We start from the raw sequence: 15,454 nt of genomic DNA, 5'->3' as shown, positions 1-15,454 counted from the left end.
ATGCCGAATCATTCCCTGTTAAGAAATAAGCAATTTAAAAAAAACAGAAAGAGAATATGCATCGATATATCTCTATATCCGATTCACATTCTCTTTCTGTTCATTATTCATCTATGGCTAATAAATCTCTTCTAATCCTCAAAAGCTTCTTTCACTTTATCCATAAAGCCTTTTTTCTTCTTTCCACCTTTTGCAGAATCCTTTGGTTCGGATGATTCCGGTGTATGCAAAGTATTGCCGGAAAGCTCATCGAACTTGCGGAGTGCTTCTTTCGCTTCTGCACTTAAATGTTCCGGTGTCTGGATCACCAGTGTTACATAATGATCGCCACGGATGCTTGCACTTCGGATAGAAGGAACTCCCTTGCCTTTGAGACGTACTTTTGTACCGGTCTTGGTTCCCGGTTTTACAGTGTAGATCACATCTCCGTCTACGGTCTTGATCTTCACATCTGCACCAAGTGCTGCCTGTGCGAATGAAATCGGTACCGTAGAAAAAATATGCATATCCTGCCGCTGGAAGATCGGATGTCTGGATACAACCACTTCTACCAGAAGATCTCCTCTTGGTCCGCCGTTCACGCCCGGTTCTCCTTTTTCACGGATTCTTACACTCTGTCCATTGTCAATACCTGCCGGAATGGATACAGATATTTTCTTTCTGTTGGAAACATAACCGGTTCCACCGCAGCCTGAACACTTCTCACGGATGATTTTACCGGTTCCGTGACAGTCCGGACAGGTCTGTACATTCTGTACTGTTCCGAAGAAGGACTGCTGCGTATAAACAACCTGACCTTTTCCTCCACATTTTGAACATGTCTCCGGGGATGTTCCCGGTTTTGCACCTGTTCCATTACATTTCGGACATGAATCTTTTAATACAACATCCAACTCTTTTTCACAGCCAAACACTGCTTCTTCAAATGTAATTCTGACACTCTTGCGGATGTTTGCACCTTTCATAGGTCCCTGACTGGCACGACCGCCTCTTCGGCCGCCTCCAAACAGATCACCAAACATATCTCCGAAAATGTCACTGAAATCTGCGCCGTTAAAATCAAATCCGCCGAATCCACCGGCTCCGCCTGCGCCACCTTCAAAGGCTGCATGACCGTACTGGTCGTACTGGCGACGTTTGTCTGCATCGCTCAGTACCGCATAGGCTTCCGATGCTTCTTTGAATTTCTTTTCCGCCTCTGCATCACCAGGATTCATATCAGGATGGTATTTTTTAGCGACTTTTCTGTATGCTTTTTTAATTGTGGCTTCATCTGCATCTCTGCTTACGCCAAGCACTTCATAATAATCTCTCTTTGATTCTGCCATCTCTTATCCCTTTCCACTGTAAATCTAATCTGCCTTTCCTGTACCTGTAAGCACCTGCCACTGACAGCTTCTTACGGATACTGTGAAACAGAAAGAAGTTCTGTGTGCCCGGCTTACACCGGACACACAGAACAACCTATCTTACCAGGTCTTATACTTCTTTATAATCTCCGTCTACTACGTCGTCTCCCTGGAATCCTTCCGGTGCCGGACCTGCTCCCTGTGCACCTGTTCCCATGTTCGGATCAGCTCCCTGTGCGCCAGCTGCAGCTCCTGCCTGCTCATACATCTTTGTGAAGAGTTTCTGAGCACTCTCTGTCAGTTTTTCTTTTGCTGCTTTAATCTCAGCGATCTGAGCATCTGTCATCTCTTCTGTATTTGCCTTCTCAAGCAGATCTTTCAGTGCTTTGCAGTCAGCTTCTACTGCTGCTTTGTCAGCTGCATCCAGTTTGTCTCCAGCTTCAGACAATGCTTTCTCTGTCTGGAATACGAATGCATCTGCTTCGTTCTTTGTATCGATTCCTTCTTTACGTTTCTTATCCTGTGCTTCAAATGCAGCAGCTTCTTTTACAGCTTTATCAATATCTTCATCAGACATGTTAGATCCTGCTGTGATTGTGATATGCTGCTCTTTTCCTGTTCCAAGATCTTTTGCAGATACATTTACGATACCATTTGCATCGATATCGAATGTAACTTCGATCTGCGGTACTCCACGCGGAGCCGGTGCGATTCCATCCAGTCTGAACTGTCCGAGGGACTTGTTGTCTTTAGCAAACTGTCTCTCACCCTGTACAACGTTGATATCAACGGCTGTCTGGTTATCTGCTGCTGTAGAGAAGATCTGGCTCTTCTTTGTCGGGATTGTTGTATTTCTCTCGATCAGTCTTGTAGCTACACCACCCATTGTCTCGATAGACAGTGACAGTGGAGTTACATCCAGAAGAAGGATGTCGCCTGCGCCTGTATCTCCTGCAAGTTTACCACCCTGAACAGAAGCACCAAGTGCTACACACTCATCTGGGTTCAGAGATTTGCTAGGCTCTTTACCTGTCAGACGTTTTACTTCTTCCTGTACAGCCGGGATACGTGTAGATCCACCAACCAGCAGTACCTGACCAAGCTCAGAAGCTGTGATACCAGCATCAGATAATGCTCTCTGAACCGGCTCAGATGTCTTCATCACAAGGTCGTGTGTCAGTTCATCAAATTTAGCTCTTGTGAGGTTCATATCAAAATGTTTCGGTCCCTCTGCTGTAGCTGTAATGAATGGCAGGTTGATATTTGTGGTTGTTGCAGAAGAAAGTTCTTTCTTCGCTTTCTCAGCTGCTTCTTTTAATCTCTGCAGTGCCATCTTATCTGTAGATAAGTCTACACCTTCCTGTTTCTTGAATTCGGCGATCATGTAATCTGTAATCTTCTGGTCAAAGTCATCTCCACCAAGTCTGTTGTTACCTGCTGTAGATAATACCTCGATAACACCATCACCAATCTCGATTACGGATACATCGAATGTACCACCACCAAGGTCATATACCATAATCTTCTGTTCATTCTCATTGTCAAGTCCGTAAGCAAGTGCTGCTGCCGTAGGCTCGTTGATGATACGTTTTACATCAAGTCCTGCGATCTTACCGGCATCTTTTGTAGCCTGACGCTGAGCATCGTTGAAGTAAGCAGGTACTGTGATAACAGCTTCTGTTACTTTTTCTCCAAGATATCCTTCTGCATCTGCTTTTAATTTCTGAAGGATCATTGCTGAAATCTCCTGCGGAGAATATTTCTTCTCATCTACAGTTACTTTATAATCAGATCCCATCTCTCTCTTGATAGAAGAGATTGTTCTCTCTGCGTTTGTAACTGCCTGACGTTTTGCAGGTTCACCTACAAGACGCTCTCCTGTTTTTGTAAATGCTACTACTGACGGTGTAGTTCTTGCACCTTCTGTGTTAGCGATAACTGTTGGCTGTCCACCTTCCATTACGGCTACACAGCTGTTTGTTGTACCTAAGTCAATACCAATGATTTTACCCATAATAATTGTCCTCCTGTTCTATTTCTAAATAAATTCTAATTTGCTACTTTTACCATACTGTGTCTCACTACAGAGTCACGATACATATAACCTTTTTGGAATTCTTCGGCAATGATATTCTCACCGAGATTCTCATCTTCCACATGCATAACCGCATTATGAAGATTCGGGTCAAATTCCTGACCTACCGCTTCGATAGGTTTCACCTCGATTCCTTCCAGTGTTGTCATCAGTTGTTTGTAAACCTTCTCCATTCCCTGGATAAATGGATCCTCTTTGTCTTCTTCCTTCACTGCATCCAGACCTCTTTCGAAATTGTCTACAACCGGAAGAATCTTCTCTATGATATCTTTCGCACCAACTTCGTACATTTGGGATTTCTCCTTCTCTGTACGTTTGCGGAAGTTATCAAACTCTGCCATCTGACGAGTGAGTCTGTCAGTCAGTTCCTCAATCTTCTCGTCTTTTTTATCTTTCTTATCCTTCTTGCCAAATAACTTCTTGCCGGATTTCTTCTCTTCTGTATCGGATTCTTTGCTGTCCTCTGTCTCTGCTTCCTTCGCTTCGTCTTCGGCTGCCTCTTCTTTAGTGGCTTCAGCTGTCTTCTTTGCTTCCTCCACAGCTTCCTTTACCATCTCTTCCTGGCTCTTTTCTTTGTTATCTTCCAAGGGTACTTCCACCTTTCTTATTCATTCTTATGAAACATCTGATCCAGTTCTGTCTGGAGACGCTTCATAGATTTTAAAACATGCTCATAATCCATCCGCTTCGGTCCGATAATGCCTATCGTTCCCTTCATGCCCTCGCCTAATTCATAGGTTGCGGTCACGACACTGCAGTCCTTCATGTTCTGTACCGGTGCTTCATCACCGATATAAACCTGAATTCCTGTATTCTCTTCATGAGAAAGTGTCTGGGTTACAAGCTCTGTAAGCTGTTGTTTTTCTTCAAATGCACTGATGATATCCTGAGCGCTCTGCTTATCGCTGAGCTCCGGATATTTGAAAATGTTCGTCGCACCACTTGTATAGATCTGCATATCTTCATCGACCTGTATCGTATCTGCGACTGCATCCAGTACGTTGCCAATCACCACGCTGTGAATACCTGCCTGCTCTTTGAGTCTTGCGATCAGTCCTAAATTGATCTCCTCAATGGACATACCATTGAGTGTTGTATTCAAAAGCATATTCAGCTTCAGCAGGTTCTCATTGCTGAGCGGTTCTTCCAGATGAATGAGCTTGTTCTTTATCACATTGCCGCCGAGAACAATTACCGCGATCACCTGTTCTTCATCCACCATAGACAACTGGAGGAACTTGATCTTATTGGAATTGTTCATCGGAGTGGAAACCATCGTTGCGTAATTCGTATTGTTCGCTAAAACTTTGGCTGCCTGTTTCAGAAGCTGATCCATCTTATCTGCTTTCTGAAGCATCTGATCCTGCATATCATTCAGTTCCTGCTCCTTCTCCTGCATCAGCATATCTACATATAATCTGTAGCCTTTATCCGAAGGAATACGACCTGCCGATGTATGTGGCTGTATGATATAACCAAGTTCTTCCAGATCCGCCATCTCATTACGGATCGTTGCTGAACTTAAATTCAAATCCGTATATTTGGAAATGGTTCTCGATCCGACCGGCTCGCCACTCTCTAGATAAGTCTGTATAATCGCATGTAAAATCTTAAGCTTACGATCACTCAGTCCATGTTCTTCTAACATCAGCTCTCCTCCTTTCGGATTTTTCTTTGTTAGCACTCATTAAAAAGGAGTGCTAACATCTTTCGACTATTAATGTAGCACTCCTTTTTCTGTTTGTCAACAGTATTTATTATTTTTTTAGATTCTTTTCAAACGCTTTAAAACAGTCTAGCTCAGTTCTACTTTTGCAGCCTCTTCCGGTTTGAAATCATTTGCCAGATCATAGATATTATGTCCTGTAGACTCACTTAATACACGTCCCTCTAATGAATAGCAGCGGATAAATCTTTTACCATCTACACTTGACCAGTGTTCTACATCCCAGCTCATGTATCCGTCTTCATCAGATTTCTTCTCTTTCAGATAAAGATCTACCTGACGGCCGTCTTTCATAAGCTGAACCAGTCCGTCTGTTCCATTTACTTCTACTTCTGCTTTGTTTACTGTGTCAAAAATTTTCATTTTGCATTCCTCCTGCGTGGTTATATATTTCCTCTATTATAGCCTTTTTCTATGTAAAACACAACCGAACATCCCCTATCCTTCAAACATTTTCCGCAGATCTCTTCTTTTCTCCACCTCAAGTTTTGAAAATATACGGGTAATTACATTTTTCACATAACCATAAGAATAATGATATTCCGCCGCAATCTCCCGGTTGTCCATCCCTTTTGCAATTGCCTGCGCAATCTTCCACTCGATTGGGCTTAACACTTCCTGCATCTTTTTATACGTTTCATTCTCCTTTATTTCTTCCGTTCGTTCTTCTCTGGCCCGTCCTTCTTCATATTGTAAATGGCGTTCCACTCTTGCAAGCAGTACTTCTTTCACAAATGGTTTCACAATATAATCTACCGCGCCGGATTTTAATCCGCGCACTTCATAATCTGCATCGGAAAATCCGGTCAGGAAAATAATCGGCACACTGCCTGCCGCCGGAATCTTCTTCATCTCATTTAGTGTCTCATATCCATCCATTCCAGGCATAGCAATATCCAGAAGGATCAGATCCGGGATCACGCCTTTTTCCAGAAGTGCAATCGCCTGGCTCCCGGCTTTGGCTACACTGACACTGTAAAATTCTGACAGAATCTCTTCTGCTGTCTTTAATAAAATCAGATCGTCATCCACGACCAATACATGTTTTTTCTCCATCAGTGTTCCTCCTTCCACTTTCTGAAAATACTCTCTGCTTCTTCAAAATCCAGCTCGCGGATTTTCTGTCCGATCTGTTCCAACAGCTTTCTTCTCTCCGGATCATTTTCTGTGTCCAGCAGCTTTTGATTCCAGGTGGAAGCTTCCTTCCCCTGATAACGCATCAATGCTTCCCGTAATGCTTTTTCATAGGTTTCTTTCAGATTTATATCTGCTATGGTACTTTCTGCTTCTTCGTTTTCTCTCTGCGGTATGAGCTGCACTATTTCTTTCCGGAACTGTCTGGCTCCTTTTACCGTTCTCTCCCATTCCAGATAAAGAAGCGGCATTGCATATTTGAAATAATCCGCATCCATTTCTTTGCCATGCACTTCCATCGCCTGTGCCAGCTCTGAGAGTTCTCCTGCGCCAATTGCTTTTGCATTGCTTTTCAATGTATGCATTTCACCGGTCAGTGCCATCAGGATCTCAGTCCTTTTCTTTTCTGTATCTGCATATTTCAGTGCTTTTTCCATTTTCTCCATCTGCCTGCGATTCGGTTCATAATAATCTGTAAAAAATTCTATCAATTTTGCATATTGATATATATTTCCATCCAGTAAATGTAGTCCTTTTTCCATCTGGATCTCACAGACTTGCAGCTGTGCTTTCAGCCGGTTGTAATCTTTTCCTGATATTTTCCATTCTTTTCGGCTGCTTTTTGTAACCAGTATATCCGGCAGATAAGCCAGAAGCAGCTCTTCCATTCTCTCCCAGCGAATCGGTTTTGATAAATAAGCGGCAAATCCTTCTTTTTCAAATATCTGCTGGATTCCACTTGTAACATCTGCCGTCAGTGCGATCACCGGAACACGGATTTCCATCTCCTTCATACGCCGAAATGTTTCCAGCCCATCCATTTCCGGCATCATATAATCAAGAAATATCATATGATAATTTCCTTTTCTGACTTTCTCGATACATTCCGAGCCACTCACTGCTGTATCTGTGCGGATCTTGGTATGTTTTAACAGTGAACAGATCACTCGCAGGTTCTCTTCCCTGTCATCCACAATAAGAACCTTTGCATCCGGTGCAACAAAAGTGCCCGCATGCTTTTCTTCTATTTCTTTCCTTGGATGCCATTCTCCGGATTTTTGTTTTCCTGCCTCTTCCAGAGGAAATGTTACCGTAAATCTGCTCCCTGTCCTGACTTCACTTTGTACTTCAACCTTTCCATCCATCTCCCGGCAGAGTTCTCTGACAATTGCCAGCCCCAGACCGCTTCCTTCAATATTTCTGTATTTTTTCACATCCACTCTGGTAAATGCATCAAATAACGTATTCATTGCTTCTTTCTCTATGCCATATCCGGTATCTTTCACAGAAAAACGGATCTTTTCGCCACATCTTTCCACCTGGAATACGATAGAACCGTTCTCCGTGTATTTCACAGCATTACTGATCAGATTCAGCATAATCTGTTTCATATGTAAAGCATCCCCGTTTATATATTCCGGCAGTGTTTCATCTATTCTCACCTGAAACTCCAGATTTTTATTTTCCGCCTGTCCGGATCCTAACAGCCAGATTTCCTGTACAAGTGCCGAAATAGAAAATGGTTCTTTTGTAATCTTTACTTTTCCGGATTCAATTTTGGAAATATCCAGCACGTTATTGATCAATGATAACAGATAATTTCCGGATTTTTCAATTCCCTGTGCGTATTGCCTGATATCCTCCGAATCACATTCCCTGAGTATCATTTCATTCATTCCAAGCATCACATTGATCGGTGTCCGTATTTCATGACTCATATTTGCAAGGAAAACACTTTTCGCCTGATTTGCTTTCATAGCTTCTTCTCTCGCTTCTGTCAGATAGATCTGCTGCCTGTTATACAGACGGAAATGCAGGTAAGTAACTGTACCGATAGCAAGACTCGATACTGCAACGCCTACGATGGTATCAATAACGATCTCTTTCTCCGACAGAAACCAGATAACCGTCTGCGGGTATGCATAGGCAATTCCTATTGTTGCAATATAGATTATCAGTTCAATCAATACACAGCAGATCATCTGCAAACGCTCCAGCATAAATACAGTAAATATAATTCCAAAGACATAAAAACATGGCATGCCACTTTTATAACCGCCGCCTTTAAAAAACAGAATTGGAAACAGGATCATGAAGATCGCTATAATTGTTATAAAATAACAGAACTGATAATTTCGGCTTTTATATGCATAATATAAAAGTGAAAAAGATAAGACCGCTGTCACCCCATTGGTAAATAACAACACCGGATTTCCACTGTTCATATAAGAAAAAATACCATTCATCACACTGATCAGTACTCCCACGATCGCCAGTATATTAAACAGCCTTACACGAAACGGAAGCGCTGTATCTAAAAACAGTGATTCCAAAATATGCTGCATTTTCTTGTCTTTTCGTTCCTTCATGCGACAATCCTCCAATTTGTTCTGTTTTCAGTATAAAATACTCCCTCTGAAATCATAGTGTCTTCCGGTCACATTTCTTTTAACCAGAATTCATTCTTCCGGCAGTCCAGTATGCCTGTTTTTTTTAATTTACCAAGTTCCGCAGACATGGCACTTCTCTCCACGCAGAGATAATCGGCAAGTTCCTGTCTGTCGAAAGGAATCGTAAAATGCATACTCTGTGCCTTCTTTGCACAATCTGAAAGATACGATAACAGTTTTTCTTTTGTACTCCGTCTGGAAAGATGGCTGATTTTTTCATTCAATGCAACATTTTTTATTGCCATGATCCGGACAAGGTTGCTGATGAGCCGCTGGTGAAATGTACACGACATCGGACATGTCTCGATCACTTTATTCATATTAATAAGAAGTATTCTGCAATCTGTCACCGCCATTACACTGACCGGACTCTTCTTAATTCCCGCACAGGAAAATGCAGCCCCGTATAACTGTCCCGTTTTTACATGCTCCAGAATATTACGGTTGCCAAACACATCCTCTTCGGCAACCTGCACCATCCCTTCCAATACTAATCCCGCACCTGCAGATGATTCTTCTTCCGTAAGGATCATCTCTCCTTTTCTGTAACTTTTTTCTCTTCCATCCAGACATTTTAACATTTCTGTCAGATTTTCCTCCCGGATTCCTCCAAATAATGGAATTTCATTTATTTTCATAAAAAATCTCCTTTTGTTGGAAATACAACATCTTTTTTATTTTTATTGTAGTAGACTAAGCAAGACAAAACAAGTAAACCATTTAATTTTTATTATATGAAAAGGAGAATTTCACATGATCAGAAAAATTATTCAAATAGACGAAGAAAAATGTAACGGATGCGGTGCCTGTGCAAACGCATGCCATGAAGGTGCAATCCAGATGATCGATGGGAAAGCACGGCTGATTCGTGACGATTATTGTGACGGACTGGGCGATTGCCTTCCTGCCTGTCCAACCGATGCCATCCATTTTATAGAAAGAGAAGCGGCAGCATACGACGATGATGCTGTGAAAGAACATTTGAAGAAAAAAGGCGGCGACGCGCTTAAAAGACACTTGGATGCAAAAGAAGCACATAAACATGACACTCCTGCCGGAAAATCTTCTCACGAAGAGAAAACACCTGCTTTCACAGGCTGTCCGGGACAGCGCATCCGCTCCATCATGCACCGTAATGAAGAATCAGCTACCTCTGCTGATAATGGAACGGCTCCGGTAAGCCAGCTCAGCCAGTGGCCTGTACAGATCAAGCTTGCTCCGATCAATGCTCCTTATTTTGACGGTGCAAACCTGCTGATCGCAGCCGACTGCACTGCATACGCTTACGCTGATTTCCACAACCGTTTCATCCGCAACCGCATTACTCTCATCGGATGTCCGAAGCTGGATGCTGTCGATTACACTGAAAAACTGACCTCGATCATTGCCGGAAACGACATCAAGAGCGTTACCATTGTCCGCATGGAAGTGCCTTGTTGCGGCGGTCTGGAGTATGCCGTAAAAGAAGCTTTAAAAGCAAGCGGGAAATTCATTCCCTGGCAGGTTGTCACTGTAAATATTGACGGTTCTTTACGGAAATAATTAAAAAGGGACAGGGGGATTTTAATTTGGGACGGGGATTTTCTGGAAAATCCCCGTCCCAAATTTATTCGCGAATATATTTCATCCACGCCTGTATGTCTTTTTCATGTCCATTATCACTTGGCACATAAAATTTCTCATCTTTAATCTCATCCGGCAGATACTGCTGTTTCACATAATGTTTCGGATAATCGTGTGCATATTTGTAACCAACGCCATGTCCTAAATTTACAGAGCCCTTGTAATGCGCATCCTGTAAATAAGAAGGAACTGTTGTCTTCTTCTGTTTCACATTATCCATTGCTGCAAATACCGCATTGCATGCGGAATTGCTCTTTGGAGCAGTAGCTACATATAAAACCGCCTGTGATAAAATAATCTGTGCTTCCGGCATACCGATCCGTTCTACTGCCTGTGCGGCAGACACGGCTACGGTCAGAGCCATCGGATCTGCATTTCCGACATCTTCTGATGCGCAGATCATAATTCGTCTTGCGATAAATTTGATGTCCTCTCCGGCATATAACATCTTCGCCAGATAATAGACTGCCGCATCTGGATCAGATCCTCTCATACTCTTAATGAACGCCGAGATTGTATCATAATGATTATCTCCCGTCTTATCATATTGCACGACTCGTTTCTGGATACACTCGGATGCCACATCCAGTGTAATGTGTATTTTCCCGTCTTCTTCACTTCGTTCGGTGGTCAGAATACCAAGTTCTATCGCATTAAGTGCACTTCTTGCATCCCCTCCGGCTATATCAGCAAGGAAATCCAGCGCATCTTCATCAATCTCTGCGCGGTAGCTGCCCATTCCTTTTTCCACATCATAGACTGCTCTCTGCAATAATTTCTTAATGTCTTCTTTTTTCAGCGGTTTCAGTTCGAAAATACTGGAGCGGGAGATCAGCGCACCATTTACTTCAAAGTATGGATTCTCCGTTGTCGCACCGACCAGGATGATCGTACCGTCTTCCACAAACGGGAGCAAATAATCCTGCTGCCCCTTATTAAAACGGTGGATCTCATCTACGAAAAGGATCGTCTTCTTCTGATACATTCCCAGCAGTTCTTTTGCCTTCTGCACCACTGTTTCCATATCTTTCTTACCAGCAACGGTTGCATTGATCTGCGTAAATTCTGCACTTGTCGTATTGGCAATGACTTTTGCCAGTGTTGTCTTACCGGTTCCCGGCGGTCCATAAAAAATGACGGAACTTAATTTATCCGCCTTGATCGCCCGGTATAGAAGTTTGTCTTTTCCTATAATATGCTCCTGCCCGACAACTTCTTCCAACGTCGTTGGTCTGAGTCTGGATGCGAGCGGTGCTTCCTTATCCATATTTTTCTCTCTGACATAATCAAATAAGTCCATTCTTTATCGCCTCTCTATCTTATGTTTCTATCTATACATCCTGTACAGATTAACATTTCCTATTTATACTTTCTACTTCCTGTACGGATTAACTTTTTGTACTTTCTGCTTTCTATACAGTTAAAAGCTTTTCCGTTGATTAATCAATAATCAGTTCTTCTGCCGTTACAAAAGCAAATCCTCTGTCCCTGAGCTGATCAATAATCCGAAATGCAGCTTTCACAGAGGAATCATAGCAGTCATGCAATAAGATAATATCATTTTCCTTTGTCTGCGTCACTACTTTCCGCACAATTTCATCCACATTTTTCGTCGTCCAGTCGAGTGGATCTACTGTCCATAGCACCGGCATCACTTCCAGTTCCGTCTCCATCTCTTTCTTCCATGCCCCAAACGGTGGTCGCATATAAGCCACATGTTCACCTGTGATCTTACTGATCGTCTGATCTGTCTGCTCTACTTCCTGCCTTGCCTTATCTTCCGGCAGTGATGTCAGCTCGACATGATGATAGGTATGATTCCCGATCAGATGTCCTTCTTTTTTCATCCGCTTTACAATTTCCGGATAGCGCTTCACATTTTCCCCAATCAGGAAAAATGTTGCCTTAACTTTCCTCTTTTTCAGACCATCCAGCAGTTTTTTTGTGTATTTTCCACTTGGTCCATCGTCAAATGTAATTGCCACTTTCTTCGCTTCGTTATCTTTTCTTACATAATCACTCATCTGCTGTCCATCTTCCAACTGTAACTTTCCATCTACCGAAACTGATTTTTTGCCGGCCTGCATCTTCCCGTCTGCCGGAACAGATTTATCACTGTTTTGTATGAGTCTGTCTTCCGGATGTGCTTCTTTCGCCACCGGACGCAGAGAAATTCCAAGTGCCAGACAAAGTCCCATCATATACAACAAAGCACACATCACTTTGATTTCTTTCTTCTCTCTTTTCTTCATGTTCTTCCATACCATTTGATTTGCACTTTGTAAAAATATATGTATCTGCCCAAAATCCTATGCGGCAGATTTAATGCTTGACAACCTATGTTCCCACTGCAATACCCTGTATGTATTACTTCGTATTATGTTGTATCGTGCTGTTTTCTACTATGATGTCCGAATCAAAAGATGCCATACGAATGTACTGTACTTCATACTCCCGCAATTCTGTCCCGTATTCACATATCATACAAACTTACGCTCCACTTTTATGCTCATATCAGAGACAAAGAAAAAGTATGTTATCATATTATGTATTGTTAATTCCATCTGCAAATGCTATAATTAAATTTACGTGTGCATTTACATGTTTTTATTCTAAAGGAGGATTTTTATGGTACAAACAAAACAAAAAACAACACCTGTCCATGAAAATAAAATGGGAACCATGCCGGTTCCAAAATTGCTTATCTCAATGTCACTGCCGATGATGTTATCCATGCTCGTCCAGGCATTGTATAATATTGTAGACAGCATGTTCGTAGCCAAACTAAGTGAAGACGCACTGACTGCCGTATCACTCGCTTTCCCGATCCAGACGCTGATGATCGCTGTCGCGTCTGGAACCGGCGTTGGTATCAACGCACTTTTGTCCCGTAATCTTGGTGAAAAAGATTATAAAGGTGCCAATCGTGCTGCAAAAAATGGTATTTTCCTTGCTGTTTTAAGTTTTATCATATTTGCAATTATCGGCGGCATCGGTTCTCATTTTTTCTTTTCTGTCCAGACAAAGAATCCTGAGATCGTTGCTTACGGTACAGAATATTTAAGCATTATCACAATCTGTTCTTTCGGAATTTTCATGCAGATTACCTTCGAACGTCTTCTGCAGTCTACCGGAAAAACAATTTACAACATGATCACACAGGGAACCGGAGCGATCATCAATATTATTCTTGATCCGATTATGATCTTCGGTCTGTTCGGATTTCCACGACTGGAAGTTGCCGGAGCTGCACTTGCCACCATTACCGGACAGATTGTCGGTGTTATTTTAGCAGCATTTTTTAATCATACGAAAAATCATGAAATTGATATTAATATGAAAGGTTTTCGCCCTCACGGACGCACGATCGCCACTATTTACAAAGTAGGTGTTCCATCGATCATCATGCAGGCAATCACTTCCGTCATGACATTCGGTATGAATAAAATCCTGCTAATGTTCTCTTCAACTGCAACTGCTGTATTTGGTGTCTACTTTAAATTACAGAGCTTTATCTTCATGCCGGTATTTGGATTGAACAATGGTATGATTCCGATCGTTGCTTATAATTATGGTTCCAGAAATAAACACCGTATTATACAGACAGCTAAATTCAGTGTCGCGATTGCAGTGACGATTATGATGATCGGTCTTGTATTATTCCAGACCTGTCCTCGTTTCTTCCTGTTCACACTGTTTGATGCATCAGACCAGATGCTTGCTATCGGCGTACCGGCACTTCGGATCATCAGCTTAAGTTTCCTGTTCGCCGGATATAACATCATTGTCGGTTCTGTATTCCAGGCTTTGGGAAATGGGGTCTACAGCCTGATCGTTTCTCTGGCAAGACAGCTTTTTGCGATTCTACCGATTGCTTATATTTTCGCAATCCTGTTTGGACTGCATGCTGTCTGGTGGGCAATTCCTATCGCTGAGATTGTCTCACTTATCACGTCAACGATTCTGTTAAAAAGAATTTACCGTCTGAAAATCGCACCTCTTTAAAAGAGGTGCTTTCTTTTTTCCTTATACGGATACTTTTGTGCATGAATTGTTTTTCTTACAGTTCATTATCAAATAACTTGACATTATACTACAAAGAGTGATACGGTTACTGTGATATTTTTCAAAAAATTCAATAACGAGGTGTAAACAATGCAGGAATTAAAGCCAATCAAAGAAGGTAAAGTACGTGAGATTTATGACAATGGAGACAGTCTGATCATGGTTGCTACAGACCGCATCAGTTGTTTCGATGTGATTTTACACAATGAGGTTACAAAGAAAGGATCTGTTCTCACACAGATGTCCAAATTCTGGTTTGATATGACAGAAGATATTCTTCCAAACCACATGATCTCAGTTGACGTAAATGATATGCCGGAATTTTTTCAGAATGAAAAATATGCCGGTAAATCCATGATGTGCAAGAAGCTCCACATGCTTCCGATTGAATGTATCGTCCGCGGATATATCACAGGAAGTGGCTGGGCAAGCTATCAGGAGAATGGAACTGTTTGCGGAATCAAGCTGCCGGAAGGATTAAAAGAATCCGACAAACTGCCGGAACCAATCTACACTCCGTCTACCAAGGCTGAAATCGGTGATCACGACGAGAATATTTCTTTTGAACAGAGTATTGATCACCTGGAAAAATATTTCCCTGGAAAAGGTCGTGAATATGCCGAACTGCTTCGTGACAGCACTATCGCGTTATATAAAAAATGTGCAGAATATGCATTAAGTAAAGGAATCATCATTGCAGATACCAAATTTGAATTTGGTCTTGACGAGAATGGTAACCTTGTTATCGGTGATGAGATGCTCACACCGGACAGCTCCCGCTTCTGGCCTGCAGACGGTTATGAGCCGGGACATGGACAGCCGTCCTTCGACAAACAGTTTGCCCGTGACTGGCTGAAAGCAAATCCGGACAACGACTGGACACTCCCTCAGGAGATCGTTGACAAGACGATCGAGAAATATCTGCAGGCATACAAGATGCTCACAGGTGAAGACCTTGCTTAATTTTAGAAGCATTCATAAAAACAGATCCCTCTGATAGAAGGATCTGTTT

At 42.3% G+C, this 15,454-nt stretch carries 13 protein-coding genes; 3 read left to right on the top strand and 10 right to left on the bottom strand.

What is annotated here, in order from left to right:
• Positions 1 to 131: 131 nt before the first annotated feature.
• The 8 genes from dnaJ to H8S07_RS01825 all read right to left on the bottom strand — a co-directional run bounded on the left by dnaJ (position 132) and on the right by H8S07_RS01825 (position 9,392).
• Positions 132 to 1,328 carry a molecular chaperone DnaJ gene (dnaJ, locus tag H8S07_RS01860; RefSeq protein WP_117537361.1) on the bottom strand — a complete coding sequence of 399 codons (1,197 nt, stop codon included), beginning with the start codon at positions 1,326 to 1,328 and terminating at the stop codon, positions 132 to 134.
• Positions 1,329 to 1,479: 151 nt separating this feature from the next.
• The gene (gene dnaK, locus H8S07_RS01855; protein WP_021861385.1) at positions 1,480 to 3,363 is read right to left on the bottom strand and encodes a molecular chaperone DnaK; all 1,884 of its coding nucleotides are present in this window, start codon (positions 3,361 to 3,363) and stop codon (positions 1,480 to 1,482) included.
• Between the two features lie 35 nt (positions 3,364 to 3,398).
• The gene (gene grpE, locus H8S07_RS01850) at positions 3,399 to 3,998 is read right to left on the bottom strand and encodes a nucleotide exchange factor GrpE (RefSeq protein ID WP_186855362.1); all 600 of its coding nucleotides are present in this window, start codon (positions 3,996 to 3,998) and stop codon (positions 3,399 to 3,401) included.
• Between the two features lie 50 nt (positions 3,999 to 4,048).
• Positions 4,049 to 5,092 (bottom strand): heat-inducible transcriptional repressor HrcA, encoded by a 1,044-nt coding sequence (hrcA, locus tag H8S07_RS01845; RefSeq protein ID WP_021861387.1) that lies wholly within the window; start codon positions 5,090 to 5,092, stop codon positions 4,049 to 4,051.
• Positions 5,093 to 5,239: 147 nt separating this feature from the next.
• Entirely contained in the window at positions 5,240 to 5,533 is a 294-nt protein-coding gene (locus H8S07_RS01840; protein ID WP_021861388.1) for a hypothetical protein, read from the bottom strand.
• Positions 5,534 to 5,608: 75 nt separating this feature from the next.
• A complete protein-coding gene (locus H8S07_RS01835) occupies positions 5,609 to 6,226 on the bottom strand; it encodes a response regulator transcription factor (protein WP_021861389.1) in 618 nt (205 codons plus the stop codon).
• Positions 6,226 to 8,673: an ATP-binding protein gene (locus H8S07_RS01830; RefSeq protein ID WP_186855319.1), complete on the bottom strand. Its 2,448-nt coding sequence runs from the start codon at positions 8,671 to 8,673 to the stop codon at positions 6,226 to 6,228. Before H8S07_RS01830 ends, H8S07_RS01835 begins: the two co-directional genes overlap by 1 nt.
• Positions 8,674 to 8,741: 68 nt before the next feature.
• Positions 8,742 to 9,392, bottom strand: a complete 651-nt coding sequence (locus H8S07_RS01825) for a Crp/Fnr family transcriptional regulator (protein ID WP_186855318.1) — start codon at positions 9,390 to 9,392, stop codon at positions 8,742 to 8,744.
• Between the two features lie 115 nt (positions 9,393 to 9,507).
• Here H8S07_RS01825 and H8S07_RS01820 point away from each other — a divergent pair, with 115 nt between their 5' ends.
• Positions 9,508 to 10,296 (top strand): ATP-binding protein, encoded by a 789-nt coding sequence (locus tag H8S07_RS01820; RefSeq protein ID WP_186855317.1) that lies wholly within the window; start codon positions 9,508 to 9,510, stop codon positions 10,294 to 10,296.
• Between the two features lie 64 nt (positions 10,297 to 10,360).
• Here H8S07_RS01820 and H8S07_RS01815 read toward each other — a convergent pair whose 3' ends face one another.
• Positions 10,361 to 11,677: a replication-associated recombination protein A gene (locus H8S07_RS01815; protein ID WP_021861393.1), complete on the bottom strand. Its 1,317-nt coding sequence runs from the start codon at positions 11,675 to 11,677 to the stop codon at positions 10,361 to 10,363.
• Between the two features lie 139 nt (positions 11,678 to 11,816).
• A complete protein-coding gene (locus H8S07_RS01810) occupies positions 11,817 to 12,644 on the bottom strand; it encodes a polysaccharide deacetylase family protein (protein WP_330426469.1) in 828 nt (275 codons plus the stop codon).
• A 361-nt stretch (positions 12,645 to 13,005) separates the two neighbouring features.
• Here H8S07_RS01810 and H8S07_RS01805 point away from each other — a divergent pair, with 361 nt between their 5' ends.
• On the top strand, positions 13,006 to 14,382 hold the full coding sequence (locus tag H8S07_RS01805) for an MATE family efflux transporter (protein ID WP_118288465.1): 1,377 nt from the start codon (positions 13,006 to 13,008) through the stop codon (positions 14,380 to 14,382).
• Between the two features lie 150 nt (positions 14,383 to 14,532).
• Positions 14,533 to 15,405 carry a phosphoribosylaminoimidazolesuccinocarboxamide synthase gene (locus tag H8S07_RS01800; protein ID WP_118661134.1) on the top strand — a complete coding sequence of 291 codons (873 nt, stop codon included), beginning with the start codon at positions 14,533 to 14,535 and terminating at the stop codon, positions 15,403 to 15,405.
• Positions 15,406 to 15,454 lie beyond the last annotated feature (49 nt).

The sequence above is a fragment of the Dorea hominis genome (genome assembly GCF_014287705.1).
GTDB classification, from domain to species: Bacteria; Bacillota; Clostridia; order Lachnospirales; family Lachnospiraceae; genus Dorea_D; species Dorea_D hominis.
Note: the sequence above shows the minus strand (reverse complement) of the source record. Positions and strands in the feature narration are given on the sequence as shown.

Bases quoted from the DNA above. Each gene is read 5' to 3' on its own strand.
- dnaJ (WP_117537361.1), bottom strand. From the start codon at position 1,328: ATGGCAGAATCAAAGAGAGATTATTATGAAGTGCTTGGCGTAAGCAGA.
- dnaK (WP_021861385.1), bottom strand. From the start codon at position 3,363: ATGGGTAAAATCATTGGTATTGACTTAGGTACAACAAACAGCTGTGTA.
- grpE (WP_186855362.1), bottom strand. From the start codon at position 3,998: ATGGTAAAGGAAGCTGTGGAGGAAGCAAAGAAGACAGCTGAAGCCACT.
- hrcA (WP_021861387.1), bottom strand. From the start codon at position 5,092: ATGTTAGAAGAACATGGACTGAGTGATCGTAAGCTTAAGATTTTACAT.
- H8S07_RS01840 (WP_021861388.1), bottom strand. From the start codon at position 5,533: ATGAAAATTTTTGACACAGTAAACAAAGCAGAAGTAGAAGTAAATGGA.
- H8S07_RS01835 (WP_021861389.1), bottom strand. From the start codon at position 6,226: ATGGAGAAAAAACATGTATTGGTCGTGGATGACGATCTGATTTTATTA.
- H8S07_RS01830 (WP_186855319.1), bottom strand. From the start codon at position 8,673: ATGAAGGAACGAAAAGACAAGAAAATGCAGCATATTTTGGAATCACTG.
- H8S07_RS01825 (WP_186855318.1), bottom strand. From the start codon at position 9,392: ATGAAAATAAATGAAATTCCATTATTTGGAGGAATCCGGGAGGAAAAT.
- H8S07_RS01820 (WP_186855317.1), top strand. From the start codon at position 9,508: ATGATCAGAAAAATTATTCAAATAGACGAAGAAAAATGTAACGGATGC.
- H8S07_RS01815 (WP_021861393.1), bottom strand. From the start codon at position 11,677: ATGGACTTATTTGATTATGTCAGAGAGAAAAATATGGATAAGGAAGCA.
- H8S07_RS01810 (WP_330426469.1), bottom strand. From the start codon at position 12,644: ATGGTATGGAAGAACATGAAGAAAAGAGAGAAGAAAGAAATCAAAGTG.
- H8S07_RS01805 (WP_118288465.1), top strand. From the start codon at position 13,006: ATGGTACAAACAAAACAAAAAACAACACCTGTCCATGAAAATAAAATG.
- H8S07_RS01800 (WP_118661134.1), top strand. From the start codon at position 14,533: ATGCAGGAATTAAAGCCAATCAAAGAAGGTAAAGTACGTGAGATTTAT.